Source organism: Rothia santali, from assembly GCF_024199905.1.
In the GTDB taxonomy this organism is placed as follows: Bacteria; Actinomycetota; Actinomycetes; order Actinomycetales; family Micrococcaceae; genus Rothia; species Rothia santali.
Window position 1 is genome coordinate 37,361 of the sequence record NZ_JANAFB010000019.1, and the last position, 25,268, is coordinate 62,628.

Sequence of the window (25,268 nt, forward strand, 5' to 3'; positions counted from 1 at the left end):
ACCATGACTCAAACCGCTCCCACCAAGCCCGAGATGGGCGAGGAGCCCGAGGACCGCCCGGCCGCGCCCGGGCCCTCCGCGGGCCCCGCGGGCAGCCCGAAGCAGGACGCGACCTTCTCCGGGCTCGCGCTCGCCGCGAGCCTCGTCATCCTCGTCGTCCTGGCGGGCGTTGCGCTGTTCCTGTGCCTCCAGGCGTGGCCCGTGGTGGGCGCGCCCGCCGACGAGTTCTACGGCGGCGAGGGTTTCCTCAGCTACATCTGGCCGCTCGTCGCCGGGACCCTGATCGCGGCGGCCATCGCGCTGGTCATCGCGACGCCGATCGGGGTCGGCGTCGCCCTGTACATCTCGCACTACGCGCCGCGGCGGCTCGCCAAGCCCGTGGGCTACGTGATCGACCTGCTCGCGGCGATCCCCTCGATCATCTTCGGCGCGTGGGGCGCCTCCGTGCTGGCCCCGCGCGTGGTGCCCCTCTACGACTGGCTCGCGCAGTACCTGGGCTTCCTCCCGATCTTCGCCGGGCCCGCCAGCGCGACCGGCAAGACGATCCTGACCGCCAGCGTTGTGCTCGGCATCATGATCCTGCCGATCATCACCTCGATGAGCCGGGAGATCTTCCAGCAGACGCCGGTGCTGCAGCAGGAGGCGGCGCTCGGCCTCGGGGCCACCCGGTGGGAGATGGTGCGCATGACCGTCTTCCCGTTCGCCCGCGCGGGCATCATCTCCTCGGTCATGCTCGGTCTGGGCCGCGCGCTCGGCGAGACGATGGCTGTGACGCTGGTGCTCTCCGGCGGGCCCTTCAACCCCTCGCTGATCCAGTCCGGCAACCAGACCGTGGCCAGCGAGATCGCCCTGAACTTCCCGGAGGCCTACGGCTTCCGGATGAACGAGCTGATCGCGGCCGGCCTGGTCCTGTTCCTGATCACCCTGGTCGTGAACATGCTGGCCCGCCTGATCGTGAACCGCTACAAGGAATTCTCGGGAGCCAACTCGTGAGCACCGCGACCTTCAAGAAGTCCTCACTCGTCAGCGGGCAGGCGCCGCGCTGGCTGCCCGTCGCCGTCGGCGCCGGCGCCCTGATCCTCGGGGCGGCGCTGGCCGCCCTGGTGGGCTTCGGCATCGCCCTGTGGGCGGTCTTCGCCGGCGTCCTCTTCGTCCTCGCCGGGCCCGCCGCGGTGGGCGCCATCGAGGGGCGCCGCAAGGGCGTCGACGCCTTCGCCCGCTACCTGGTCTACGGCGCGTTCCTGCTCGCCCTGATCCCGCTGGTCTCGGTCGTCTGGACGGTGCTCTCCCGCGGGCTGCCCGGGCTCGACCTCAACATGCTCCTGACCTCGATGGGCGGGGTCACCGGCGCGACCGACAACGCGGCGGCCGCGGGGGAGACGCCGGTCTACGGCGGCGCGTACCACGCGATCGTCGGGACCCTGGTCGTCACGTTCTGGGCCACGCTGATGTCGGTGCCGGTTGGCCTGCTCACCGCGATCTTCCTGGTCGAGTACTCGGGCGGGCGGGTCTCCGGCGCGATCGCCCGCATCATCACGTTCCTGGTCGACGTCATGACCGGCATCCCCTCGATCGTGGCCGGCCTGTTCGCCGCGGCGCTGTTCGTCCAGATCTTCGACGACCCGTCGATGCGCATGGGGTTCATCGCCTCGGTCGCCCTGAGCGTCCTGATGATCCCGACCGTGGTCCGCAACGCCGAGGAGATGCTGCGGATCGTCCCCAACGAGCTCCGCGAGGCCTCCTACGCCCTGGGCGTGCGCAAGTGGCGGACCATCACCAAGGTCGTGATCCCGACGGCGATCTCCGGCATCTCCTCGGGCGTCACCCTGGCCATCGCCCGGGTCATCGGCGAGACGGCGCCGATCCTGGTCACCGCCGGCTTCGTGACCACCATCAACGCCAACGCCTTCAGCGGCTGGATGACGACCCTGCCGACCTACATCTACTACCAGATCATCACCCCGACCTCGCCCACCAACCCCGGGATCTCCGAGGGCCGGGCCTGGTCGGCGGCGCTGATCCTGATCGTCATCGTGATGGTGCTGAACCTCATCGCCCGCCTGATCGCCAAGGTCTTCGCCCCCAAGACGGGGCGCTAGCAGACGCCGGCGGCCCGGCGGCCCGCGCCCCCAGCGGGCGCGCCGCCCGGACGCCCCACCGACGAGAGAGAGTAACGACATGTCCAAGCGCATCGACGTCGAGAGCCTCAACGTCTACTACGGCGACTTCCTCGCCGTGGAGGACGTCAACATCGAGATCGAGCCCCGCTCCGTGACCGCCTTCATCGGCCCCTCGGGCTGCGGCAAGTCCACGTTCCTGCGGACCCTGAACCGGATGCACGAGGTCGTCCCCGGGGCGCGCGTGGAGGGGAAGGTGAACCTCGACGGCGAGGACCTCTACGGCCGCGGCGTCGACCCCGTGCGGGTGCGCTCGCAGGTGGGCATGGTCTTCCAGCGACCCAACCCCTTCCCCACGATGTCGATCCGGGACAACGTCCTGGCCGGCGCCAAGCTCAACTCCCGGCGGATGTCCCGGGCGGCGGCCGACGAGCTGGTCGAGTCGTCCCTGCGCGGGGCCAACCTTTGGGAGGAGGTCAAGGACCGGCTGGGCAAGCCGGGCTCGGGCCTCTCCGGCGGCCAGCAGCAGCGGCTGTGCATCGCCCGGACCATCGCCGTGAAGCCGGACGTGATCCTCATGGACGAGCCGTGCTCGGCGCTGGACCCGATCTCGACGCTGGCCGTGGAGGACCTCATCAGCGAGCTGCAGGAGGAGTACACGGTCGTCATCGTGACCCACAACATGCAGCAGGCGGCGCGCGTGTCCCACAAGACGGCGTTCTTCAACATCGCGGGGACGGGCAAGCCGGGCAAGCTGATCGAGTACGCGCCCACCCAGGAGATCTTCAACAACCCCAAGGACCGGGCCACCGAGGACTACGTCTCCGGCCGCTTCGGCTGAGCCGGGCGCGCGACGCCGGGGCGGCCCGTCCCGGCGCGGCCGCGCCGATGCGGGGCGGCCCGTCCCCGCGTGCGGCCCCGGTGCGGCCGGCCCGTCCCCGCGTGCGGCCCCGGTGCGGCCGGCTCCGGCGTACGGCCGGCCCCGATCAGAGCAGCGGGGAGAGCGCCAGGAAGAAGACCGCCGCCCCCACGGCGCAGACCGGGATGGTCAGCAGCCAGGTGCCCACGATCCGCGTCGCGGTCCGCACGCGCACCGCGTTGAAGCGCTGGTTGGACCCCGCGCCCAGCATCGCCGACGCCGCCAGCTGCGAGGCCGAGTGGGGCTCGTGGGTGATCGCCCCGGACCCGAACGCGAGCAGGGTGGTGGTCACCTGCGCGATGGCCCCGCGGAACGGGTCCACCTTCACCATCCGGCTGCCCAGGGTGTAGGCGATCCGCCAGCCGCCGCCCAGCGTCCCCAGGACCAGGCACGCGGCCAGCGGAAGGCACAGCAGCCACAGCGTGCCGGCGTCGTACCCGATGCCCGCGCCCAGGAACATCATGAGCGCGAGGACGAGCAGCCGGTGGCCGAAGAACAGGCCGTGCGCGAGCGAGATGCAGGACAGCGCCAGGGTCAGGGCGTAGCGCGCGCGGCGGTTCACGGTCTGCGGGCTGGCGTAGCGGAAGACCCTGACGAGCGGGACGACGGCGAGCCAGCCGATCACGAAGGCCAGGACCGGGCCCAGCAGCAGCGGCAGCCACACGGCCCCCACCATGTCCCAGGCCAGCGCCATGTCGTCGGACAGCCCGACGGCGCTCGCGGCCCACAGGGCGCCCAGGAGCCCGCCGACCAGGGCGTGCGTGGCCGAGGAGGGCATGCCCCACCACCAGGTGACCGCCTCCCAGGCGATCACGGTCAGCAGGGTGGCGGCCAGGATCCCCAGGCCGGTCTGGGAGTCCGGGATCTGCAGCCACCGGTCGCCCACCAGGGGCAGGGTGACGACGCCGAGCAGCAGCCCCAGGACGTTAAAGAGCGCGCTGAGCGAGACCCCGATGCGGGCGGTGACGGCCCGGGCCCTGACCGGCACGGCGACGGCGTTGGGCACGTCGTGGAAGCTGGCGAAGGCCGCGAAGACCAGCAGGAGGGCGCAGCACAGCCCGAAGAGGATCGCGGTCACGGGCTCAGGACTCCTGGGCCAGGATCCGGCCCACCTCGGTGGCCACGCTGCGCATGCTGCGCGAGGCGACGTCGAGCTTGGCGGTGAACAGCGCGGTCCGCAGGTAGGCGCCGGGCTTGAGCCGGTCCATCAGGTGCGCCTGGTAGAGCTCCGAGGTGCGCGCCGCCTGCTTGGACATCCGCAGCACCTCGATCCAGTACTCGTCGAGGCCCTCCAGGTCGGAGAGGTGCCGCATCGCCTCGGCGGTCAGCGCGGCCTGCCGCTGGATGAGGTCCAGGAGGTCCGAGGCGCGGTCGGGGAACTGGCTGAGCGCGTGGATCCTGATCGCGTGAGTGGCGCCGGTCAGGTCCTCCGCCGCGGTGTTGAGGTGCCGGGCCAGGATGTAGAGGTCGCTGCGCGGCAGCGGCGTGACGAAGGAGGAGCGCACCGAGGTCATGAGCGCGAAGAACAGGTCGGTGGAGCGTCCCTCGGTGGCCTGGGCCTGCTCGAAGATCTCCTCGTGCTCGTCCACCGGCGAGCCCATCATGCGCGAGATCGCCGAGGTCTGGTCGACCACGAGCTGGGCCATGTCCGAGAGCAGCGCGAGGGCCTGCGTCTCCTGGGGGAACAGACGGATCGCCACGCTGCTGCCTTCCGGTGGGTGCCGAGGGGGACCCTCCCAAGATAACCGGCCCAGGTTAACGGCGCTGACCGGATGGGCGGAGGGCGGACCGAGGGGCGCCGTCCTGCGGGGCGCGGGGGTCGGGCATCCGCAGGATCGGAGGGTACCAGCGTCGAGGACCCGGTCCCGGCGGGACGCGCGGGAACGGACTGGGGAGTAGCCCATGACTCGTGTCACGATCGGCTCATCGACGCATCGAGGACACCCCGCCGGGCAGACCGCGGGGCCGGGGACGAGGAAACGCCATGGGAGCAGAGACGCCGCGAGACGAGCGGACGCTGATCGCCGCGCTGCAGCGGGCCTCCGCCCGGTTGGACTGGGCGGGGATCGTCTGGGAGCGGAAGAATCCGCCCGAGGGCGGCTCGGGGAACTTCGGCTGGTACGTGACCGACGTCCACCCGGAGAACAGGGAGCGGTGGTACGTGCGCGCGGCCCACGGGATCGCCGTCCGCCGCGCGATCCCCCGGGACCAGCTCGAGGAGTGGGAGCGGTTCACTCGCCGCAGTGCCCGGGACGTCAAGCGCGACTACCGGGAGGCGACCGGCCGCGGCAGCCACGCGTGGTACATCGAGACGTATCGCGGCGAGGTCTGGCGGACCACCAAGGGCGGGTACGGCAAGAAGGGGGTCACCGTCACCCGGCTGGACGTCTCCGAGGAGGCCGAGGCCCGACGCCGCCTGGACCTGCTCGAGGAGGGACGGGTCAGGGTGCACGGGGCGACCCGATCGGAGGAAGAGGTGGCACTGGGCCGGGAGCGCCTCTCGGCGGAAGGCCGCTCGTAGCGGCTAAATGATGGAGCCCGGGGCTACCTGCGGCCCAGTGCCGTCCCACCAGTCTGGTACCCGCCCCGCCCGCGTGTCAACGCGAGCGGGACGGGGCTGCCGGGGTCAGCCGAAGCTCTGCTCGTTCAGCCGCACCAGCTTCTCGTTGGTGAACTCCTTGAGCCCCCACTCGGCCAGCTCGCGCCCGTATCCGGAGCGCCCGACGCCGCCGAACGGGAGCCCCGCCTGCGTCACCAGGTGCTCGTTGACGTGCACCATGCCCGCCTCCATCCGCTCGGCGAAGCGGCGGCCGCGCTCCAGGTCGTCGGTCCAGACCGAGGCCTGCAGGCCGTACTGGGAGGCGTTGGCGATCCGCAGAGCGTCCTCCTCGTCCCGGGCGCGGTAGACCATGACCGCGGGGCCGAAGAGCTCGTTGCAGCCGAGGTCGCTGTCCTCGTCGATGTCGGTGATCAGCGCCGGGGACATGAACCAGCCCGGGCGGTCGAGCTTCTCGCCGCCGGTGTGGACGGTCGCGCCGTCCTCGGCCGCCTGGCGGATGCGCTCGACGACGCCGTCGCGGGCGCCCTCGGAGGAGAGCGGCCCGAGGTCGGCGTCGGGGTCGTCGTAGGCGCCGACCGTCAGCGCCTCGACGGCCTGCTTGGCCCGGGCCACGAAGTCGTCGTAGAGCCCGTCCGCCACGATGATGCGCTTGGGGGAGGTGCAGACCTGCCCCTGTACGGAGACGCGCAGCCCCACGGCGTGCTCGACCAGCCCGTCCAGGTCCTTCGTGTCCAGGACGACGAAGGGATCGTTGCCGCCCAGCTCCAGGACCGACTTCTTGAGGTGCTCGCCGGCCTGCGCGGCGACGATCGACCCGGCCCGCTCCGAGCCGGTCAGGGAGACGCCGCGGACCCGGAAGTCCTCGATGAGCCGCGGCACGTCGTCGGTGTCCAGGAAGAGGTTGGTGTAGGCGCCCTCCGGCACCCCGGCCTCGGCCAGGATCTCGGCGAAGGTCTGCGCGGAGCGCGGGCAGATCTCCGCCTGCTTCATGAGGATGGCGTTGCCGACCAGCAGGTTCGGCGCCGCGAAGCGGGCCAGCTGGTAGTAGGGGAAGTTCCAGGGCATGATGCCCAGCAGCACGCCCAGCGGGTCGTGCCGGACGTAGGTCTCGTCCGCGCCCATCGGGTCCAGGGCGGTGTCCTTCAGCAGCTCGGGGCCGTGCTCGGCGTACCAGGAGAAGATCTGGACGACGAGCTGGACCTCCTGGCGGCCCTCGGGCAGCCGCTTGCCCATCTCGCGGCCGATGATCCCGGCCAGCTCGTCCTCGCGCTCGGAGAAGATCTCCGCGACGCGGCCCAGGATCCGGGCCCGCTCCTCCACGGGGACCTCGCGCCAGGAGGAGAAGGCCTTGTGGGCGGTGTCGAGGATGCCGGGGATCCGCCCGGCGTCGACCGTGTCGAAGCGCTCCTCGACCTCGCCGGTGCTTGCGTTGGTGACTGCGAAAGTGCTCATGTCCCCACCCCATACCCGCGGGCGGGCCGCGGTCCACGGGTCTCGCCGGGAGCTGAACGGCCGGGCCGGCCGCGCCCGCCGCGCTACGCGTCATGTGACGCGGGGCCGTGGGGGTGTGACGTCATGAAGCGTCGTCTGGGCCGCGACGCGTCAAAAGGGCGTCATCTCTTGAGGGATCCGCCCCGCCCCGGCTTAGATGGACTCGTACCTATCCAGAGCGGCCGAGAGACCTGGCTCGACGACGCCGCAGCAACCATCCTCCCCGGCACGGACCCCGTCCGCCGGCGAGGAACGGTGCTCCCGCCAGGACCGATGGAGTCAGTCGCGTCCAGCCTCGGCCGGAACGGCGCATCGGACTGCCGGCCCCGGGCCGGGGTCCCGCGCCGGTCCTCGCACGCATCCTCTGTCGGGCCAACCGAGAGGAGACCCGGCGTGCCCACCGCCCACCCGCCGCAGCGGATCCCCCCGCACGAGCACAGGGACCTGGACCGGGGCGGCCGCCCCGCCCTGTCCTTCGAGCTCTTCCCGCCGCGCAGCCAGGCGAGCGAGGAGGCGCTCCTGCGCACCCTGGACGAGCTGGCGCCCACCACGCCCGACTACGTCTCGGTCACCGCCGCCGTCGAGGGCCACCGCCGCCGGCGCAGCCTGGACCTCCTGGCCCACCTCGTCCACAACACCCAGTTCCGGCCGCTGGCCCACGTCATCGCGACCGGGCAGAGCAGCGCCCAGCTGCGGGAGCTGATCGAGGAGATCGTGGGCCTCGGCGTCCGCGGCCTGCTCGCCCTGCGCGGGGACCGGCCCGAGGGGCACGTGCTGACCGGGACCGAGCTGCCCTTCGCCCGGCACCTGGTGGAGCTGATCCGCGACGTCGAGGCCGAGCAGCGGGCGCGCCTGTGCGCCGGCCGCCTCTCGGTGGGCGTGGCCGCCTACCCGGTGCGCCACCCCGAGTCCACGACCGTGCACCAGGACATCGAGATCCTGCTGGCCAAGCAGCGGGCCGGCGCCGACTTCGCGATCACGCAGGTCTACCCGGAGCCGCGGGACTACGAGCTGCTGCTCGAGCGGGCCGCGGCCAACGGCGTCGAGATCCCGATCGTCCCGGGCATCCTCCCGGTCACGAGCCTCAAGCGGTACCTGCGGATCTGCGAGCTGGCCGGGATCGAGGCCGACGCCGGCCTGGCCCACCGCCTCGAGACCGCCGCCGACTTCTCCGAGCGGCTCAAGGCCGGGGTCGACGCCGCGGAGCACCAGGCCCGCGCGGCCCTCGACGCCGGGGCCCCCGGCCTGCACCTCTACACCTTCAACGAGCACCCGGCAGTCCTCGAGCTCCTCGACCGGCTCGACCTGCCGGGCCCAGCGGGGGCGCACCGCGACCCCATCCGCAGCGCCCGGCCCGCCGCCGAGGCCGGCCCCGCCGGAGCCTCCCGCCCAGGCCCCGCCGGAACGCCCCGGCCCGCCGCCCACGATTTTCCCCAGAACCCGACCAACGATCAGGAGAGCATCACCGTGACCGAGAACCCCACCGCCGCGACCCCGGCCACCCCGGCCGGCGTCCCCTTCCCCGCCGCGACCGTGCTGGGCTACCCCCGCATCGGCCCGCGCCGCGAGCTGAAGAAGGCGCTCGAGCGCAGCTGGGCCGGAACCCTCGACGCCGAGGGCCTGACCGCCGAGGTCGGGGCCCTGCGCGCCGCCACCGTCGACCGCCAGCGCGAGCTGGGCCTGACCGAGCCCGCCGCCGTCCCCGCCTCCTTCGCCCTCTACGACCAGGTCCTGGACGCGATCGTCGCGACCGGCGCCCTGCCCGCCCGCTTCTCCGACCTGGCCGGCTCCGACGGCGTGATCGACCGCGCGGCCTCCTTCGTCCTGGCCCGCGGCGACGTCGCCCGCGGCCCGCTCGAGATGACCAAGTGGTTCGACACCAACTACCACTACCTCGTCCCGGAGATCGGCCCCGAGACCCGCTTCTCCCCGAATGCCGCCGAGCTGCTGGCCCAGGCCGCCGCGGGCGAGGGCCTGCGCCCGGCCCTGGTCGGCCCCGTGACCTTCCTCCTGCTGTCCAAGGCCGAGGACTCCGCCCCCGAGGGCTTCGACCCGCTCTCCCGCCTGGACGACCTGCTGCCGGTCTACCGGGAGCTGATCTCCGAGCTCGGCCGGGCCGGGGCCACCTGGGTCCAGCTCGAGGAGCCGGCCCTGGTGGCCGACCAGGACCGCGGGGACCTCGCCGGCGTCGTCGAGTCCGCCTACCGCCGCCTGGCCGCGGACCGGGCCGAGTCCGACCCCGCGCTGTTCGTCGCGACCCCCTACGGCGACGCCGAGGACCTCCTGGCCCCCGTGGCCCGCTCGGGCGTCGAGGCCGTGCACGTGGACCTCGTCCGCGGCGGCCTCACCGCGGAGCAGACCGCGCTGTTCACCGGCGAGGGCGCGCCCGCGCTGGTGGCCGGCGTCGTGAACGGTCGCAACATCTGGCGCGCGGACCTCGACGCCGCGCTGACCCGCCTCGAGGGGCTGCGCGACGCCGGCGCCCGGGTCAGCGTCGCGACCTCGACCTCGCTGTTCCACACCCCGCACGACCTCGAGCAGGAGACCGCCCTGCCCGAGGAGCGCCGCCGCTGGCTGGCCTTCGCCGACCAGAAGATCCGCGAGGTCGCCGTGCTGGCCCGGGGCCTGGCCGAGGGCCGCGAGGCGATCGCCGCCGAGCTCGACGACGCCCGCGCCGCGCTCGAGCAGCGCGCCGCCGCCCGCTCGACCCGCGACGCCGCGGTCCGCGAGCGCGCCGCCGCCCTCACCGAGTCGGACTGGCACCGCGAGCCCGCCGAGGAGCGCCGCGCGGCCCAGGCCGCCGACGGCGTCGCAGGCGGCCTGCCCGCGATCCCCACGACCACGATCGGCTCCTTCCCGCAGACCGCCGAGATCCGCGCGGCCCGCGCGGCCCACAAGGCCGGGCGCCTGGACGACGAGCAGTACGTGGGGCGCCTGCGCGAGGAGATCCGCGACGTCGTCGCCCTCCAGGAGGAGCTAGGCCTGGACGTCCTGGTCCACGGCGAGCCCGAGCGCAACGACATGGTCCAGTACTTCGCCGAGAACTTCGACGGCTTCGACGTGACCGACCACGGCTGGGTCCAGTCCTACGGCTCCCGCTGCACCCGCCCCTCGATCCTGTGGGGCGACGTCTCCCGCAGCGGCGAGGGCCTGCGCGGCGAGGCCTTCACGGTGCCGTGGATCGGCTACGCGCAGTCGCTGACCGAGCGGCCCGTCAAGGGCATGCTGACCGGTCCGGTGACCATCCTGGCCTGGTCCTTCGTCCGCGAGGACCAGCCGCTGGGGGAGACCGCCGACCAGGTGGCCCTGGCCCTGCGCGACGAGGTCGCCGACCTCGAGGCCGCCGGCATCGGGATCGTCCAGGTCGACGAGCCGGCCCTGCGCGAGCTGCTGCCCCTGCGCCGCCGGGACCACGCCGACTACCTCGACTGGTCGGTGCGCTCCTTCCGCGTCGCGACCTCGGACGTGAGGCCCTCCACGCAGATCCACACCCACCTGTGCTACTCGGAGTTCGGCGAGGTCCTCTCCGCGATCGACGCCCTCGACGCCGACGTGACCAGCGTCGAGGCCGCCCGCTCCCGCATGGAGCTGCTCGACCCGCTGCAGGAGGCCGGCTTCGACCGCGGGATCGGGCCGGGCGTGTGGGACATCCACTCCCCGCGCGTGCCGACCGTGGACGAGGTCTCGACGCTGCTGGGCGCGGCGGCCGAGGTCATCGCGCCGGACCGCCTCTGGGCCAACCCGGACTGCGGGCTGAAGACCCGCGCCTACCCCGAGACCAAGGCGGCGCTGACCCACCTGGTCGAGGCGGCGGGCCGGGTGCGCGCCGAGGTCGCGGCCCGCGGCGCCGGCGTGTCCGCCCAGGAGCCGAGCCGGGGCTAGCGGTCCCGAGCGCGCCCGCCGACGCCCCCACGGACGCCGCCGGCGGGGCGTGGCCCCTCCCCGAACCCCTCACGACGCCGGGCGTGCGGCCTGCACGGGCCGCCCGCCCGGCGTCGTCGTGCGTCGTGGCGCGGGGCTGCGCCGTCGCTAGGGTCGCGCGGGGGAGGGGACGACGTCGGGCCCCTCGTCCGGTCCGCCGCCGGGGAGGAAGCGGGTGACGTCGCGGAACAGGGCCTCGGCGTCCAGCGCCGGGTCGACCGTGAGGCGGACGAAGTAGCCGTGGAGGGTCGCCATGACCGCGCTGGCGGCGCTGCGGGCCAGGCGCTCGGCCTCCTCGCCCGGCTCGGCCTGCGCGGCCGCCCAGGGCAGCAGCGCCCGGCTCAGCAGGCTCAGCGCGCGGTCCAGGTTGCCCCGGACGAGCGCGGCGAGCTCCGGGTTCAGCGGCGCCTCGGCCCAGAACTGCAGGAACATGCGGACCAGCCGCGGGCTGAGCAGGCGCTTGGCCACCAGGCGGGCCATCCCGCGCGGGGCGATGACGAGCCCCTCCAGCACGCCGGACTCGGCCAGGGCGCGCTCGGCCGCGCCGACGATCCCCTCCGCGGTCTGGCGCAGGATCTCGTCCTTGGAGCCGAAGTGGGAGTAGATCGAGCCGGCGGACAGCCCCGACTCCTCGATGATGTCCGCCATGGACGTCCCGGAGAAGCCCCGGCGCTCGAAGCAGGCGCGGGCGGCGTCCATGATCTGCCGGCGGCGTGCGCTCTTCGTCTCTTCGCTCAGGCGGGGCATGTCCACAGGATAGGGCGTCTGCTAAGCTCGGCACAAACAGAACGATTATTCTTTTTGAGCAGGTGCCCATGTCCGCAGCAGTCCCCGAAGCCCCCGCAGCGCCCCGGAAGCCGGGCCACGCGCCGAGCCCCTGGCCCCGGGCCGGGATCGTCGCCCTGATCGCGGCCGTCGTCGTGACGGTCATCGTGCTGGCCTTCGCGTGGCCGTCCAAGACCCAGGAGGCGCGGGACCTGCCCGTCTCCGTGGCGGGCCCGCAGGAGGCCGTCCAGGGGTTCGAGGACGCGATCGATCAGGCGCAGCCGGGCGCCTTCGCGTTCACGGCCGCCGCGGACCGGGCCGACGCCGAGCGGCAGATCCAGGCCCAGGAGACCGTGGGCGGCATCGTCTTCGGCGAGGGCCAGGAGCCGCCGGAGGTGCTCTCCGCCTCCGCGGCCGGGAACGTGCCGAGCCAGGCCATGAACCGGATCGCCCAGCAGGTCCAGGGCCAGATCCGGGCCGGGCTGCAGGAGCAGGCGGACGGACTCCAGCAGCAGGCGCAGGAGTCCGGCGCGCAGCCCTCCCCGGAGCAGGCGCAGCAGCTGCTGGGCCTGCAGCGCGCCGCCGCCGTCACCGAGGTGGCGGTGACCGACGTCGTGCCCCTGTCCGAGGACGACCCGACCGGCGCGGGCTTCGCCGCCGCGTCCTTCCCGCTGGTCCTGGGCGGGATCATCGGCGGCGTGCTCATCAACACCCTGGTGCACGGGCTGTGGCGGCGGCTCGGGGCGGCGGTGCTCTACGCGCTGCTCGCCGGGCTGAGCCTGGACCTGATCCTGAACTCCTGGTTCGGGTTCGTCCAGGGCGGGTTCCTCGTGGACTGGATGGTCTTCACGCTCTCGGTCCTGGGCACCTCGAGCTTCATCCTGGGCTGCACGGCGCTGATCGGGCCGCCGGGGATCGGGGTCGGCGCGGTCGTGACCATGTTCCTCGGCAACCCGCTCTCCGGGGCGCAGGTGCCGTGGCAGTTCTACCCGCACCCGTGGGGGTGGATCGGGCAGCACCTGGTGCCGGGTGCCGCGCAGCGGCTGCTGCGCACCGAGTCGTTCTTCCCCGATGCCAGCGGCGCGGAGCAGTGGTGGACGCTCATCGCGTGGTCGGCGCTGGGCCTGGTGCTGACCGTCGTCGGGTACCTCGTGCACCACCACGGGCGGACCAGCGACGCCGCGGAGGACGCGCCGACCGCCGGCGGCGGGGTCCTGGACCCCGAGGGCGACCAGGACCGGCCGGCGCCGCGGCACCGGACGCCCGGGGTGCCGGTCTCCTAACCGCCCCGGCCCCGGGGCGCCGCGAGGCTCCGACGCGGCGAGGCGCTGGACGCGACGACGACCCGACGCTGCGCGACCCGGCGCGGTGAGGCCCCCACACGGGGCGGCCCCGGACGCGACGATGCCCTCCCCGCAGCTCGGCGGGGAGGGCATCGTCACGGGCGGCGGCGCGGTCTAGCCGTTGACGCGCACGAGCCGCTCGTTGGTGAACTCCTTGAGCGCCCACTGGGCGTTCTCGCGGCCGTAGCCGGAGTTGTTGACGCCGCCGAAGGGGAACTCGGGGCCGGAGTCCATGTGGGTGTTGACGAAGGTCATGCCCGCGTTGATCCGCTCGGCGAAGCAGCGGCCGCGCTCGGCGTCGGTGGTCCAGACCGAGGCCATCAGGCCGTACTGCGTGTCGTTGGCGATCCGCAGGGCGTCCTCCTCGTCCGTGGCCTTGAAGACCATCACGGCCGGGCCGAAGAGCTCGTTGCAGCCGAGGTCGCTGTCCTCGTCGATGTCGGTCAGCAGGGCCGGGGACATGAACCAGCCCGGGCGGTCCAGCTTCTCGCCGCCGAGGTGCAGCGTCGCGCCGTCCTTCGCCGCCTGCTGCACGCGCTCGACGACCTCGTCGCGGGCGCCCTCCGAGGAGAGCGGGCCCATGTCGGTGTCCTCGGCGTCGTAGGCGCCCACGGTCACGTCCTCCACGGCCTTCTTGGTCGCGGCGACGAAGTCGTCGTAGAGGTCCTCGAGCACGATGAAGCGCTTGGGCGAGGTGCAGACCTGCCCGGCGTTGGAGATCCGCAGGGTCACCAGCTTCCGGGCCAGCGCCTCGACGTCGTCGGTGTCCAGGACGACGGCGGGGTCGTTGCCGCCCAGCTCCAGGACCGACTTCTTGAGGTACTTCGCGGCGAGGCCCGCCACGGACGCGCCCGCGGCCTCGGAGCCGGTCAGGGAGACGCCCTTGACGCGGGGGTCCTTGAGGACCTCCTCGGCATCGCTGCTGTTGAGGTACAGGTTGGTGTACACGCCCTGCGGCAGGCCCGCCTCCTCCAGGATCTCCTGGAAGGTCTGGGAGGACTTGGGGCAGATCGCGGCCTGCTTCATCATGATCGCGTTGCCGACCATGAGGTTGGGCAGCACGAAGCGGGCGATCTGGTTGTACGGGAAGTTCCACGGCATGACGCCGAGCAGGACGCCGAGCGGGTCGTGCTTGACGTAGGTGCGGTCGGCGCCGGGGGCGTCCGGCAGCTCGGTGGGCTCGAGGAAGCCGGGGGCGTTCTCGGCGAACCAGCGGGCCGTCGTCGCGACCTTCTGGGCCTCCTTGACGCCCTGGGGCTTGGGCTTGCCCATCTCGTGGCCGACGATGTCGGCCAGCTCCTCGGCGCGGGACTCGAAGATCTCGGCCGCCCTGTTCAGGATCGCGGAGCGCTCCTCCATGGAGGTGGCCCGCCACTGCTGGAAGGCCCGGTCGGCCCGGTCGATGACGCCGGGGATCTCCTCGGCCGTGAGGGAGTCGAAGGTCTCCTCGACCTGGCCGGTGTTGGGGTTGGTCACAGCGAAAGTACTCATGACTCTACTGAAACCCCGCGGGACGGGCCGCGTCCAGGGGGTTTCGGTATGGGCGGACACGCGGGCGGCCGGTCGCGCGCACGACGCCGAGGTCCCGCGCCGACGTCCCGCGCGGCCACTCGCCCGGTGGACGCGATCGCCCGGCCCGCACGACGCCGTCACCCCGCGCGGGCCACGCGCTCCACGAGCAGGTCGACCAGCGCCGCGTTGTCCACCGCCGTCGCGACCCGCGCCGCGGGCCAGTCCGGGGCGGAGGGCATCGGCTGCCCCGGGACCGGGAACGCCGGCCAGCGCAGGGTCGCGCCGCGGGAGGGCCCGGGCGCGAGCTCGACGTCGAGCGCGTACTCCCGGAAGGACAGCAGGCCGGGGTCGGTCAGGGCCGCCACGGCGAGGGCGTCGTGCAGCCACGAGCCGGGCAGGCGGCGGACCTGCATCGAGTAGTCGATCCAGGGGCGGGTCGTGGCGGCGAGGTGCCGGGCCAGGGGCGTGCCGATCCGCTCGATCCGGTCCAGGTCGGGGTGGGTGAGCAGCGTCGTCGTCGTGACGTCCAGGGGCAGCAGCGTGACCGGCGCGCCGCTGCGCAGCACCGCGCGGGCCGCCTCCGGGTCGACGCCGAAGTTGGTGTCCGCCCGGTAGCCGTCGACGTCGAAGACCCCGCCCATGATGGAGATCCCGGCGACGTCGCGGGCGAAGTCCGGGTAGAGGCGCAGCGCCAGGGCGAGGTTGGTCAGCGGCCCGATCGCGACCACCGCGACCTCCCCGGGCGCCCCGCACACGGCCTCGCCCAGCGCGACGGCGGCGGGCACCGCGGTGCGGGAGGCCGCGGCGGGCTCCGGGTGCCCGCCCCACAGGCGGCGGAGGGTCTCCGCCTCGCCGCGGCGGTCGAGGTGCTCCCGCCAGGGCCGCTCGGCTCCACCAGCGCCGCCTCGGCGCCGGTGCGGACCGGCACGTCCTCGCGCCCGGCGGCGCGCAGCAGCTCGCGGGCGACGCCGGCCCCCACCCGGGCGGGCGTGTTCCCGCCGACCGTGGTGATCGCCTCGACGCGCTCGACGCCGCCCGGCAGGCCCTCCGAGCCCAGGGCCAGGGCGATCGCGAGGCCGTCGTCGACGTTGGCGCCGGGCACGCCGTTGCCGGGGTCGCAGTCGATGATCAGGCGCATCGGCGGGCTCCTCAGGCGGCGGGGGACCGGCCGGGCAGGGCCGGGTCCACGGTGGCGTCGTCGAGCGCGGTCAGGTCGCGGCCGCGGGTCTCCGGGGCGAAGAACGTGGTCACGAAGCCGATGCCGGCCATCACGATCCAGTACACCGCGAGCGGCCACCAGGCCCCCACCGCGGCCAGCAGGCCCGAGGCCACCGCGGGCGCCGTGCCGCCGGAGACGATCGAGCCGAGCTCCTTGGCCAGCGCCATCTTGCTGAAGCGGTTGCGCACGCCGAACAGCTCGACGCCGTACGCCGCCTGCGCCCCGAAGATCCCCAGCGAGGCCAGGCACATGGCGACCACGATGACGGCGATGACCACGGCCGGCTCGCGGGAGTCCAGCAGCATGAACGCCGGGACGATGATGAGGATCAGCAGTGCGCAGAACACCCGGTAGACGATGCGGCGGCCGAACCGGTCGGTCAGGAGCCCGGAGGCCGGGATGACCGCGAAACCGAGGACCGAGGCGATGAGGACCGCCGTCGTCGGCACCGACTCGTCGACCAGCAGGGCCTGGGCGACGTAGCCGACCAGGAAGCCCTGGGCCATGTAGGAGGGGCCGTTCTCGCCGATCCGCAGGCCGACCATGACGAAGAAGGCCTTGTTGCGGGTCCACCACGTGGCGCCCTCGGCCTCGGCGGGAGTCACGGCCTTGGCTTGGGCGGGGGACTCGCCCTCCTCGTCGGCGGCGGCGCGGAAGACCGGGGTCTCCTTCATGACCCGCCGGATCAGCAGCGCGGCGACCGCGATGAAGATGCTCGCGACGAACGGGATGCGCCAGCCCCAGGAGAACAGCTGCTCCTCGGGCAGCTGCAGCACGGCCAGCCACACGGCCGAGGCCAGCAGCGTCCCGGAGTTGGAGCCCAGCGCGACGATCGAGGCGACCAGCCCCCGGCGGCGACGCGGGGCGTACTCGGTAAGGATGATCGCGCTGCCGGAGAGCTCGGCGCCGGCGCCGAAGCCCTGGGCCAGGCGCAGGAGCACCAGCAGGGCCGGGGCCGCGGCGCCGATCTGCGCGTAACCGGGGATCAGCCCGATCAGCGTGGTGGCCCCGCCCATCAGGGCGACCGTGACCACCAGGACGACCTTGCGCCCGTGCTTGTCCCCGAGCCGCCCGAAGAAGATGGCGCCGAGGGGCCGGGCGAGGAAGCCGACGGCGTAGGTCGAGAACCCGACGAACAGCGCCACCAGCGGGGTCTGCTCGGGGAAGAAGACCTGGTTGAAGACCAGCGCGGTGGCCAGCCCGTAGAGGGCGAAGTCGACGTACTCCATGGTCGTGCCGAGCCAGGAGGAGATCGTGGCGGCCCAGAAGCCGCGGCGGCCCTCCGGGGTGGAGTAGTTGAGGTCCGCGGCCGTGGCCGCGGGGTCCTGGTGCTGGTCCATGGCTGGCCGGTCCTTTGCGAAGGGGCGTGCGAGCGCCGCGGTGAGTGGACGGGCCCGTGGGGCCCGGCCTGAGGATACACCCCGGGCGGGGCGCGGGGAACCTGGGCGGCGGGGGTGGGGCGAGGGGGACGCAGGCGAGAGGGTTCACCGGGCGTATCAACCGCTGGCGGGCCCGATGCCGGAGGCTGTGAAGCGGCCTCGGGTCGCCTCCCCTCAGTACACGAAGATCGGCAGCCACTCGGGATGGTGCGCATGCACGATCGCCAGGAAGACGACCAGGTCGAAGAGCAGATGCGCCGTGATCGTGTAGGGCAGCGACCTGGTCTTGGTGAAGATGACGGCCTGCACCAGGGCGAAGGGGATCGTGAGGAGCGGCCCCCACGCCCGGTACCCGAGCTCCCACAGGAAGCTGACGAAGATGATCGAGGTCAGCACGTTGGCGGTCCAGAACGGGAAGTGGCGCGCGAGCAGCGTGAAGACCGTGCAGATGAAGAACAGCTCGTCCCAGATGCCCACGGCGTTGACGCCCACGAGCAGCCGCCCGATCTCGCTCGGGCTCTCCACGGCCGGCCAGTTCTGGTAGGTCCCCGAGCGGATGAAGTAGAAGGGCAGGATGAAGTACGCGGCCACCAGGACGAACGCGAGCCAGCCCCACTCCAGCCGGCTCCACGGCCGCCCCTGCCGGCGCGGGAAGCGGATCGCGTGGTCGCGCAGCACGAGCCGGTGGACGGCGTAGGGCACCGCCACGGCCGCCGCGAGCACCGCCCCCATGAGGAAGAAGTGCGGCCAGGAGATGTCCGCCTCCATCGAGGTGGTGCTGATGATCGCGAGCCCCAGGACGACAAGCCCGAGGTCCCGCCCCAGCGGCCGCGAGACCGCGAATCCCAGCACGACGCCGCCCGCGAGCCCCGCGTACCCCCACGGGCTCAGGAACCCGAAGACGAGGACCGCACCCGCGGCCACCAGCGCGGCGGAGAGCGCCCCCCAGCCGAGCGTGGGCTGCGGGGCCGGGTGCCCGAACATCGGCGCGCGAGCGACGCCGTCGTCGGCGGGCTGCTGGGAGAGGGGCATGAGCCCATCCTAGGAGGCCCGGGGGCCCTCGACCTCGGATGTGACGCCGCCCGGCCGGGTGCCGGCGGGCGCCGCGCAGTGCGGCCCGGTTCGGCCGGAGGCGGTGGCCACCGCACGGCGTGGCCCCGCCCGGCCGGAAGCGGCAGCCACCGCGCGGCGCGACGCCGCCGCAGCGAGGGGCTGCGGCGGCGTCGGGCGATCCGAGGGGCCGGTCAGGCCCCGGGCACCGACCTAGCGGAGGAAGCGGCGCGCCTTGCGCTTCTTGACGGCGTAGATCGCCCCGGTCGAGACGTCCTCCTCGAGGGTCTCCAGGGAGACGCCGCGGGTCTCGGGCACCTGGGTGATGACGAAGAGCAGCGCCAGCACCCCGACTCCGGCGAAGAGGAAGAACACCCCCGTGATCCCGATGCCGTCGATGAGCGAGGGGAAGTACAGCGCCAGCGTCGCGTTGGTCATCCAGCCGAAGAACACCGAGACGCCGATCCCGACGCCGCGCATGTGCAGCGGGAAGATCTCGGCCAGCCACACCCACACGGCCACGTTGAGGAAGGTCTGCATGGACATCACGAACGCGACGACCAGCAGCAGGAGCACGAACGGCCGGGCCGGGTTGCCCACCGGCAGCAGCATCGAGGCGACGCCGATCAGCAGGTGGCACGTGGTGGTCAGGGTGAGCCCGATCGTGAAGGTCTTGCGGCGGTCCACGCGGTCCATCATGTACAGCGCGATGAACCCGCCGAGCACGGCCACCACACCGGGTGCGATGTTGGCGATCAGCGCGGCGTTGGCCTCGAAACCGGACTCGATGAGCACGACCTGGCCGTAGTACATGATCGAGTTGATGCCGGTCAGCTGCTGCATCATCGACACGCCGATGCCCACCAGCAGGATCCGGAACAGCCACTTGTTGGTCAGGATCGCGCCCAGGCCGACCTTCTTCTCCTCCTGCTCCTCCTCGGCGACCTGCTCGACCTCGCCGAGCTCGGCGATGGCCCGATCCTCGGGGCGGACGGTCTTGAGCACCGCGAGCGCCTCCTCGTGCCGGCCCTTCTCCACGAGCCAGCGCGGGGACTCGGGCATCCGCAGCATGCCGAAGAACAGGCACACGGCCGGGATCGCGCAGATGGCGAACATGATCCGCCAGACGCCGTCGACGTGCCCGAAGACGTTGCCGATGATCGCGTTGATGACGAAGGCCGAGAGCTGGCCGATGACGATGGCGACCTCGTTGCGGCCGGTGATGGACCCGCGGATCTCGTAGGGGGCCAGCTCGGCGAGGAAGACGGGCACCACGGTCGAGGCGCCGCCCACGGCCAGGCCGAGCATGACGCGCCCGACGACCAGGATCCCGACGCCGGGCGTGAAGACCACGAAGAGCGTCCCGACGAAGAACAGGATCGCGAGGATGAGGATGGTGCTGCGGCGGCCGATGCCGTCGGAGACCCGCCCGCCGATCAGGGCGCCGAAGGCGGCGGCGAAGACGAGCGAGCTGGTGACGACCCCCTCGGTGAAGGGCGTCAGGCCGAGCTCCTCGGTCATGGGGCGCAGGGCGCCGTTGATGACGCCGGTGTCGTACCCGAAGAGCAGGCCGCCGAAGCAGGCGACCACCGAGATCAGTCCGATGCGTTTGCGGTAGGCGCCGGCCACCAGCGGCGGGAGGGACGAGGTGGCGGGGGATGACGAGTGTGAGTCGGCCATGGGTGGACTCCTTTGTCAGCTGGCCTGGAGGGCCCCGAGGCGGGGCCGTGGTGCGGTCGCCGGTGCATCGATGTGATGCCCGGCACAGGATGGCACGTCCTTCATTTTGGACCGGTTCAATAGGTGATGGCAAGTGCCTTGCGCGTCTCCTCCTGAACGATCGCCGAGGAGCTGCACGCTGGCCGAGGTGGGGCGGGTGTGTCTCGCGGTGAGGGTCGGCCCGGAATGCCCGTATGGACGCCGGATCGCCGAGGTGGGCGGGCAGGCTCCGGCGGCGGGTGGTGAGCGGGGGTCGGTCATGGGCGTGACTCCTCGGCCGGTGGGCCCTGAGGGCCTTGAACTCTCTTTGTCCGATTGACCATACAATGTAGTGATCTAGGTTACAACCGGGTGAGGTTGCCGGCGAGGAGTGTGACCGCACGCGCCTCGGCGCGCTGACGGGTGGCCTCGAGATCCATGAGGCCCTGCCCGGGTGTTGGTGGCCCACGGCAGCAAGACGCCGGCCGGGCGAGAAGCCGCCCGGCCGGCGTCGTGCCGCCGCATCGGCCGCTACCGCATGCGCTCCACGAGCGCGGTGGTGTTCTGCGCGGTGCGCACCATGGCGACGTAGAACTCCAGGGTGAGCCGGAACAGCAGGATGTAGAAGAACGCGACGACGGCCCCGAGGATCAGGGCGAGCAGCCCGCCCCCGGCCGACTGCGTGAACGCGGCGACCGTGAAAATCAGCCACCCCAGGACGATCAAGACGAGGCCTACCACGTAGATGATGCGGGCGAACTTGATGGTCACGAAGTTCTTGAACGACAGGTCGAACAGGGCCTGGAAGAAGGCCGGCTCGCGGTTACGCTCCGGGTCGATGCCGTACTGGTGGTTCGTGTAGCCGTACGAGCCGTCGCCGGGGTTCTGGGGGTCCTGGGGGTTCTGCGGGTTCTGGTCGTTGGGGGGAGGGGTGGACATGGGGACCTCGATTCGTGCGAGTGGAGCGGGCGTACCCGCCGGTAACTCCGCACTGTAGCCACACCGCGGGCTGGATCGGCCGGGGTGGGGGACAGGTGAACGATTGTGACGCTTCGGGGTGTGGGCTCCGGCGTCGGGCCCGTCCCTGGGGGTGGTCGGGGTGGCCGGCAGGGGTGGCCGAGCGGGGGGCAGGGGGGGGGGCGGGGCGGGCCGCCCCGCGGGCCGGCGGCCGGGCCCGCCCGCCCCCGCGGGCGCCCGGCTCGCGGGGGCGCGCGCCGATAGGATGAGGGTCCGTCCCACCCGGGAGCCCCTCGAAGGAGATGACACCGAACCCATGCGCGTCCTCATGATCCGACACGGCCAGACCCCCTCCAACGTCGACGGGCTGCTCGACGCCGGCTACCCGGGCCCCGGCCTGACCTCCCTGGGCGAGCGCCAGGCGTCTGCGATCCCCGAGGTCCTGTCCCGGCGCGAGCTCGGCGCCCTCGCGGTCTCGAACCTGACCCGCACCTCCCTGACCGCCGCGCCGCTGGCCGCGCAGCGGGGGCTGGATCCGGTGGTCCTCGAGGGGCTGCGGGAGATCGACGCCGGCGACCTCGAGATGTCCGCCGACCCCCTGGACCACCAGGAGTACCTCGCCACCGCCTTCGCCTGGGCCTCGGGAGACCTGCGGCGCCACCTGCCGGGGGCGGAGGACGGCCGCGCCTTCCTGGAGAGGTTCGACGCCGCGATGGCCCGGCTCGCGGAGCTGGGGCACCAGAGCGTCGCGCTGTTCTCCCACGGCGCCGCGCTGCGGACCTGGACCGCGGCGCGCGTGGCGGGCGTCGACGTCGAGGAGATGGAGCGGGTGCCGCTGGACAACACCGGCTCCTTCGACGTCGAGGGTGACCCCGACGTCGGGTGGCGACTCGTCAGCTGGTCCGCGGACCCGATCGGCGGCAAGCGACTCGCTGGCGTCGCGGCCGAGGACCCGACCGGGGAGTCGGTGGACTGAGGCGGTCCGGCCGGGGATCGATGGACCGCGGGGATCTCACCGGGGAGTTGATGGACTAAGGCGGGGGCGAGAGGTCGTGGACCCGGCGGCCGGGATGGCCCGAAGTGCCGTGCCGGGGAGGTTTCACCCGGAGGCCCCGGGGTGATGGGCCGGGTCCGGGGCGGTCGACTCGCGAGTCGTCACACCGTCCCTCGTGTTCAGGCGCCTGCCATTGAAAGTGATCTGCATCACATACGTTGGGGTGTACGTGCCGGTACCTTTCCGTTCCGCTTCACTGAAGACAACGTGACCGGCCCCAGGGTGCGAGCCGTCGGCGTCCCCGCGGCGGACGCCGGGACGCCCCGCCGTTCGCGACGTCCAGGGGGCGCCCAGCGCGCTCCATGACATGAGGAGCGGAAGCGTTGAGCACCACACGATCGCCGGGCGAGGCGCAGCGGACGCAGATCATCCAGCACACCAGGCAGTACTTCGCCCGCCACGGCTACTACCAGGCCACCATGGACGACCTCGCTCGTGCCTGCGCGCTCTCCAAGCCGATGGTCTACCGCCACTTCGAGAGCAAGTACGAGCTGTACGTGGCGGTGGTCGAGGACTCCGCCCGGGAGCTGCAGTCGAGGATCCACCCGCTGCTGCACGACCAGACCGACCTGCACCACGTCATCAACCGCCTCGTCGACGAGTTCGTGGTCCTGCTGATGCACCGCCCCGAGATCCACACCATCATCTTCGCCTCGGACATGCGCGGGGACGCGGTGATCAGGGGGAAGCTCGAGGAGCTGCACCGGTCCCTGGTGGAGCCGCTGGGGCGGCTCCTCGTCGAGCACGCGCACCCGGGGGACGAGGCGTCCGCGATCCTGCGCGCCGAGGCGATCATCGGGACGGTTTGGGCGGGGGCCCGCATGATCGCCCGGACGCCCTCGGCGGAGGACCAGGAGGCGCTGCGGAAGATCATCGACGCGACCGTCTGGGAGGGCGCGTTCACCCACCCGCGGGAGACCGGGTGCCTCGGGTGAGGGTGACGGCGAGGGCCTGCCGCCCGTGATTGCGGTGGCGCCGCGGTCCCGAGGTATGAAAACCGACCGCGACTCCGAAGGTACCCGCCCCGTGCAGCGGCTGTGATCCACGCCACTCACTCGGTGGAAATCCCGTAGACTGTCACCATGCCCCGCGCACCCGCCCCCGTCCTCCGTCCCGATGACAGCACGAACGGCCCGGCCGTGGAGACGCGCGGCCTGATCAAGAGGTTCGGCGAGACCACCGCGGTGGACGGCGTCGACCTCCGGGTCGAGCGCGGGGGCATCTACGGCTTCCTCGGCCCCAACGGCGCCGGCAAGACCACGGTCATCCGGATGCTGGCCACCCTGCTGCGGCCCGACGGCGGCGAGGCGGAGGTGCTCGGGAGGGACGTGCGGACGTGTCCCGCGGAGATCCGGGAGCGGATCTCCCTGACCGGGCAGTTCGCCTCGCTCGACGAGGATCTTACGGGCATCGAGAACCTCGTGCTGCTGGCGCGGCTGCAGGGGTTCGGGATCGGCGCCGCACGTCAGCGGGGCGCCGAGCTGCTGGAGGCCTTCGGGCTGACCGACGCGGCCGCGCGCCAGGTCAAGAAGTACTCGGGCGGCATGCGGCGGCGCCTCGACATCGCCGGCTCCCTGCTGGTCACCCCCGAGCTGATCTTCCTGGACGAGCCGACCACCGGCATCGACCCCCGCAGCCGCAACCAGGTGTGGGAGATCATCCGGACGCTCGTCGACGCGGGGACCACCGTGCTGCTCACGACGCAGTACCTCGAGGAGGCGGACCGGCTCGCCGGCCGGCTGGCCGTGATCGACGCCGGGCGCGTCATCGCCGAGGGCACGCCCGGCCAGCTGAAGGCCCAGGTCGGCTCGGGGGCCCTGACCGTGCGCGTCGCGGATCCGGCCGAGCGCGAGCAGGCCGCGCGGCTCGTCGGGGCGGTCCTGGGGCACGACCGGGTCACCCGCGAGTCCGACCCCGCGGCGCTGAGCGTCCTGCTCCCCGAGCGGGCGCGGGTCTCCCGGGCGCTGGCGGAGCTCGAGGACTCCGGCGTCGAGGTGGAGAGCTTCTCGGTGGGGCAGCCGAGCCTCGACGAGGTGTTCCTGACCCTGACCGGCGGCCCGCACGCGGCGACCGACGAACCGGGCGATCGGAGCGGACCTGCCGACCGGGGCGCGCCGGGCGGCCGGGGCGGGCCTGGCGATCGGGGCGAACCGGAGGGCCGCGACGAGGTCCCCGCGACGGAGGGAACGCGATGACCGCCACCGAATCCCGCGCCCAGGGCGCCACCGAGGCCCAGCGGGTCCGGCTCGTGCTGGCCGACCCCGCGGACCGCCCCCGGCGCTCCGGGCCCGTCAGCGCCTCGCTGACCTACGGCTGGCGCGCGCTGCTGAAGATCAAGCACGTGCCCGAGCAGCTCTTCGACGTCACCGTCTTCCCCATCATGATGACCGTCATGTTCACCTTCATCTTCGGCGGGGCGCTCGCCGGCTCGGTGGGGGAGTACGTGCAGTGGGTCATCCCCGGCGTCTTCGTGCAGACCCTGCTGATGATCACGATGTACACCGGCCTGACGCTGAACCGGGACATCTCCAAGGGCGTCTTCGACCGGTTCCGCTCGCTGCCGACGTGGCGGCCGGCCCAGCTGGTCGGAGCACTCCTGGGGGACCAGGTGCGGTACAGCCTGGCCGGGGTGATCATCCTGGTGGTCGGGTTCCTCCTGGGGTTCCGGCCCGAGGGCGGGCTGGCGGGCGTGGCGGCCGCGTTCGTCCTGCTGCTCGTCTTCAGCTTCAGCCTGTCCTGGATCTGGACCGTGGTCTCGCTGTGGGTGCGCAGCGAGCAGGCTGCCATGGGCGTGTCGATGTTCATCCTCATGCCCCTGACCTTCGCCTCCAACATCTTCGTGGACCCGGGCACGATGCCAGGGTGGCTGCGGGCCGGCGTCGACGTCAACCCGGTCTCCGTGGTGGTCTCCACGGTGCGGGAGCTCATGGGCGGCGAGCTGGCGCTCGGCTCGGTGCTGGTGGTGCTGGTCTACTGCGGGGTGCTGGTGGCGATCTTCGGGCCGGTCTCGATGCTGATCTACAACCGGAAGTCCTGACGCGGGGAGGCCCCTCCTACCCGGGCCGCCCGCCCGCCGCGATCTCCAGCAGATCGGCCGCACCGGCGGGCAGCCGCCCGCGGCCCCCCCCCCCGGCCCTGCTACCCCCCCCCGCCCGCCCGTCGACCACCGACCTGTCACCGACCGCCCCGACGCTCCGTCCGAGGCTCCCTCACCGTCCCGTGACGGCATCTCGTCCCGGCCGGTCCACGGGGGCACCCCGGCGTCGACGCCGGCTCCCGCGCC

Annotated in this window: 21 protein-coding genes and 1 riboswitch; of the genes, 10 read left to right on the plus strand and 11 right to left on the minus strand. The window is 72.8% G+C overall.

All coding sequences use genetic code 11. The annotated features are described in order from the left end of the window. The first annotated feature begins 33 nt into the window (after positions 1-33). From pstC to pstB, 3 genes are all read left to right on the plus strand, one after another. On the plus strand, positions 34-993 hold the full coding sequence (pstC, locus tag NBM05_RS09050; RefSeq protein WP_254166709.1) for a phosphate ABC transporter permease subunit PstC: 960 nt from the start codon (positions 34-36) through the stop codon (positions 991-993). Continuing rightward, complete coding sequence (gene pstA / locus NBM05_RS09055) at positions 990-2,099, plus strand: phosphate ABC transporter permease PstA (protein ID WP_254166678.1); 1,110 nt, start codon at positions 990-992, stop codon at positions 2,097-2,099. The genes pstC and pstA overlap by 4 nt, the downstream gene beginning before the upstream one ends. A gap of 79 nt (positions 2,100-2,178) precedes the next feature. Then, positions 2,179-2,958: a phosphate ABC transporter ATP-binding protein PstB gene (pstB, locus tag NBM05_RS09060; protein ID WP_254166680.1), complete on the plus strand. Its 780-nt coding sequence runs from the start codon at positions 2,179-2,181 to the stop codon at positions 2,956-2,958. Between the two features lie 145 nt (positions 2,959-3,103). On the opposite strand, the gene NBM05_RS09065 is transcribed toward pstB, so the two are convergent. Both NBM05_RS09065 and NBM05_RS09070 read right to left on the minus strand, forming a co-directional pair. After that, positions 3,104-4,114, minus strand: a complete 1,011-nt coding sequence (locus NBM05_RS09065) for an inorganic phosphate transporter (RefSeq protein ID WP_254166682.1) — start codon at positions 4,112-4,114, stop codon at positions 3,104-3,106. Between the two features lie 4 nt (positions 4,115-4,118). Continuing rightward, positions 4,119-4,736, minus strand: a complete 618-nt coding sequence (locus NBM05_RS09070) for a DUF47 domain-containing protein (protein WP_254166683.1) — start codon at positions 4,734-4,736, stop codon at positions 4,119-4,121. 284 nt (positions 4,737-5,020) lie between these two features. Here NBM05_RS09070 and NBM05_RS09075 point away from each other — a divergent pair, with 284 nt between their 5' ends. Beyond that, on the plus strand, positions 5,021-5,557 hold the full coding sequence (locus NBM05_RS09075; protein ID WP_254166684.1) for a hypothetical protein: 537 nt from the start codon (positions 5,021-5,023) through the stop codon (positions 5,555-5,557). A gap of 105 nt (positions 5,558-5,662) precedes the next feature. Here NBM05_RS09075 and NBM05_RS09080 read toward each other — a convergent pair whose 3' ends face one another. Next, entirely contained in the window at positions 5,663-7,048 is a 1,386-nt protein-coding gene (locus tag NBM05_RS09080; protein WP_254166685.1) for an NAD-dependent succinate-semialdehyde dehydrogenase, read from the minus strand. Between the two features lie 205 nt (positions 7,049-7,253). Beyond that, positions 7,254-7,367: riboswitch (SAM riboswitch) on the plus strand. 113 nt (positions 7,368-7,480) lie between these two features. Between NBM05_RS09080 and metE the strand changes: the two genes are divergently transcribed. Continuing rightward, positions 7,481-10,969, plus strand: coding sequence for a 5-methyltetrahydropteroyltriglutamate--homocysteine S-methyltransferase (gene metE, locus NBM05_RS09090; protein WP_309248147.1), 3,489 nt, complete (start codon positions 7,481-7,483; stop codon positions 10,967-10,969). Positions 10,970-11,116: 147 nt separating this feature from the next. On the opposite strand, the gene NBM05_RS09095 is transcribed toward metE, so the two are convergent. After that, positions 11,117-11,755: a TetR/AcrR family transcriptional regulator gene (locus tag NBM05_RS09095; protein WP_254166686.1), complete on the minus strand. Its 639-nt coding sequence runs from the start codon at positions 11,753-11,755 to the stop codon at positions 11,117-11,119. 68 nt (positions 11,756-11,823) lie between these two features. On the opposite strand from NBM05_RS09095, the gene NBM05_RS09100 reads away from it, so the two are divergent. After that, complete coding sequence (locus tag NBM05_RS09100; RefSeq protein WP_254166687.1) at positions 11,824-13,056, plus strand: SLC5/6 family protein; 1,233 nt, start codon at positions 11,824-11,826, stop codon at positions 13,054-13,056. A gap of 174 nt (positions 13,057-13,230) precedes the next feature. Here the strand turns inward: NBM05_RS09100 and NBM05_RS09105 are convergent, their stop codons facing one another. From NBM05_RS09105 to NBM05_RS09135, 7 genes are all read right to left on the minus strand, one after another. Then, complete coding sequence (locus NBM05_RS09105; RefSeq protein ID WP_254166688.1) at positions 13,231-14,607, minus strand: NAD-dependent succinate-semialdehyde dehydrogenase; 1,377 nt, start codon at positions 14,605-14,607, stop codon at positions 13,231-13,233. A gap of 158 nt (positions 14,608-14,765) precedes the next feature. Beyond that, complete coding sequence (locus tag NBM05_RS09110; RefSeq protein ID WP_254166689.1) at positions 14,766-15,413, minus strand: nucleoside hydrolase; 648 nt, start codon at positions 15,411-15,413, stop codon at positions 14,766-14,768. Next, positions 15,335-15,766 (minus strand): nucleoside hydrolase, encoded by a 432-nt coding sequence (locus tag NBM05_RS09115; protein WP_254166691.1) that lies wholly within the window; start codon positions 15,764-15,766, stop codon positions 15,335-15,337. Before NBM05_RS09115 ends, NBM05_RS09110 begins: the two co-directional genes overlap by 79 nt. Positions 15,767-15,777: 11 nt before the next feature. After that, the gene (locus NBM05_RS09120; protein ID WP_254166693.1) at positions 15,778-17,187 is read right to left on the minus strand and encodes an MFS transporter; all 1,410 of its coding nucleotides are present in this window, start codon (positions 17,185-17,187) and stop codon (positions 15,778-15,780) included. A 213-nt stretch (positions 17,188-17,400) separates the two neighbouring features. Continuing rightward, positions 17,401-18,258, minus strand: coding sequence for a CPBP family intramembrane glutamic endopeptidase (locus NBM05_RS09125; RefSeq protein WP_254166696.1), 858 nt, complete (start codon positions 18,256-18,258; stop codon positions 17,401-17,403). Positions 18,259-18,489: 231 nt separating this feature from the next. Then, positions 18,490-19,956 carry a sugar porter family MFS transporter gene (locus NBM05_RS09130; protein ID WP_254166697.1) on the minus strand — a complete coding sequence of 489 codons (1,467 nt, stop codon included), beginning with the start codon at positions 19,954-19,956 and terminating at the stop codon, positions 18,490-18,492. Between the two features lie 549 nt (positions 19,957-20,505). After that, positions 20,506-20,913 carry a DUF4282 domain-containing protein gene (locus NBM05_RS09135; RefSeq protein WP_254166699.1) on the minus strand — a complete coding sequence of 136 codons (408 nt, stop codon included), beginning with the start codon at positions 20,911-20,913 and terminating at the stop codon, positions 20,506-20,508. A gap of 334 nt (positions 20,914-21,247) precedes the next feature. Here NBM05_RS09135 and NBM05_RS09140 point away from each other — a divergent pair, with 334 nt between their 5' ends. From NBM05_RS09140 to NBM05_RS09155, 4 genes are all read left to right on the plus strand, one after another. Beyond that, positions 21,248-21,907 carry a histidine phosphatase family protein gene (locus NBM05_RS09140; RefSeq protein WP_254166701.1) on the plus strand — a complete coding sequence of 220 codons (660 nt, stop codon included), beginning with the start codon at positions 21,248-21,250 and terminating at the stop codon, positions 21,905-21,907. Between the two features lie 401 nt (positions 21,908-22,308). Further along, positions 22,309-22,920 carry a TetR/AcrR family transcriptional regulator gene (locus NBM05_RS09145; RefSeq protein WP_254166703.1) on the plus strand — a complete coding sequence of 204 codons (612 nt, stop codon included), beginning with the start codon at positions 22,309-22,311 and terminating at the stop codon, positions 22,918-22,920. Between the two features lie 147 nt (positions 22,921-23,067). Next, the gene (locus NBM05_RS09150; protein ID WP_254166705.1) at positions 23,068-24,180 is read left to right on the plus strand and encodes an ATP-binding cassette domain-containing protein; all 1,113 of its coding nucleotides are present in this window, start codon (positions 23,068-23,070) and stop codon (positions 24,178-24,180) included. Further along, positions 24,177-25,022: an ABC transporter permease gene (locus NBM05_RS09155; protein ID WP_254166706.1), complete on the plus strand. Its 846-nt coding sequence runs from the start codon at positions 24,177-24,179 to the stop codon at positions 25,020-25,022. Before NBM05_RS09150 ends, NBM05_RS09155 begins: the two co-directional genes overlap by 4 nt. Positions 25,023-25,268 lie beyond the last annotated feature (246 nt).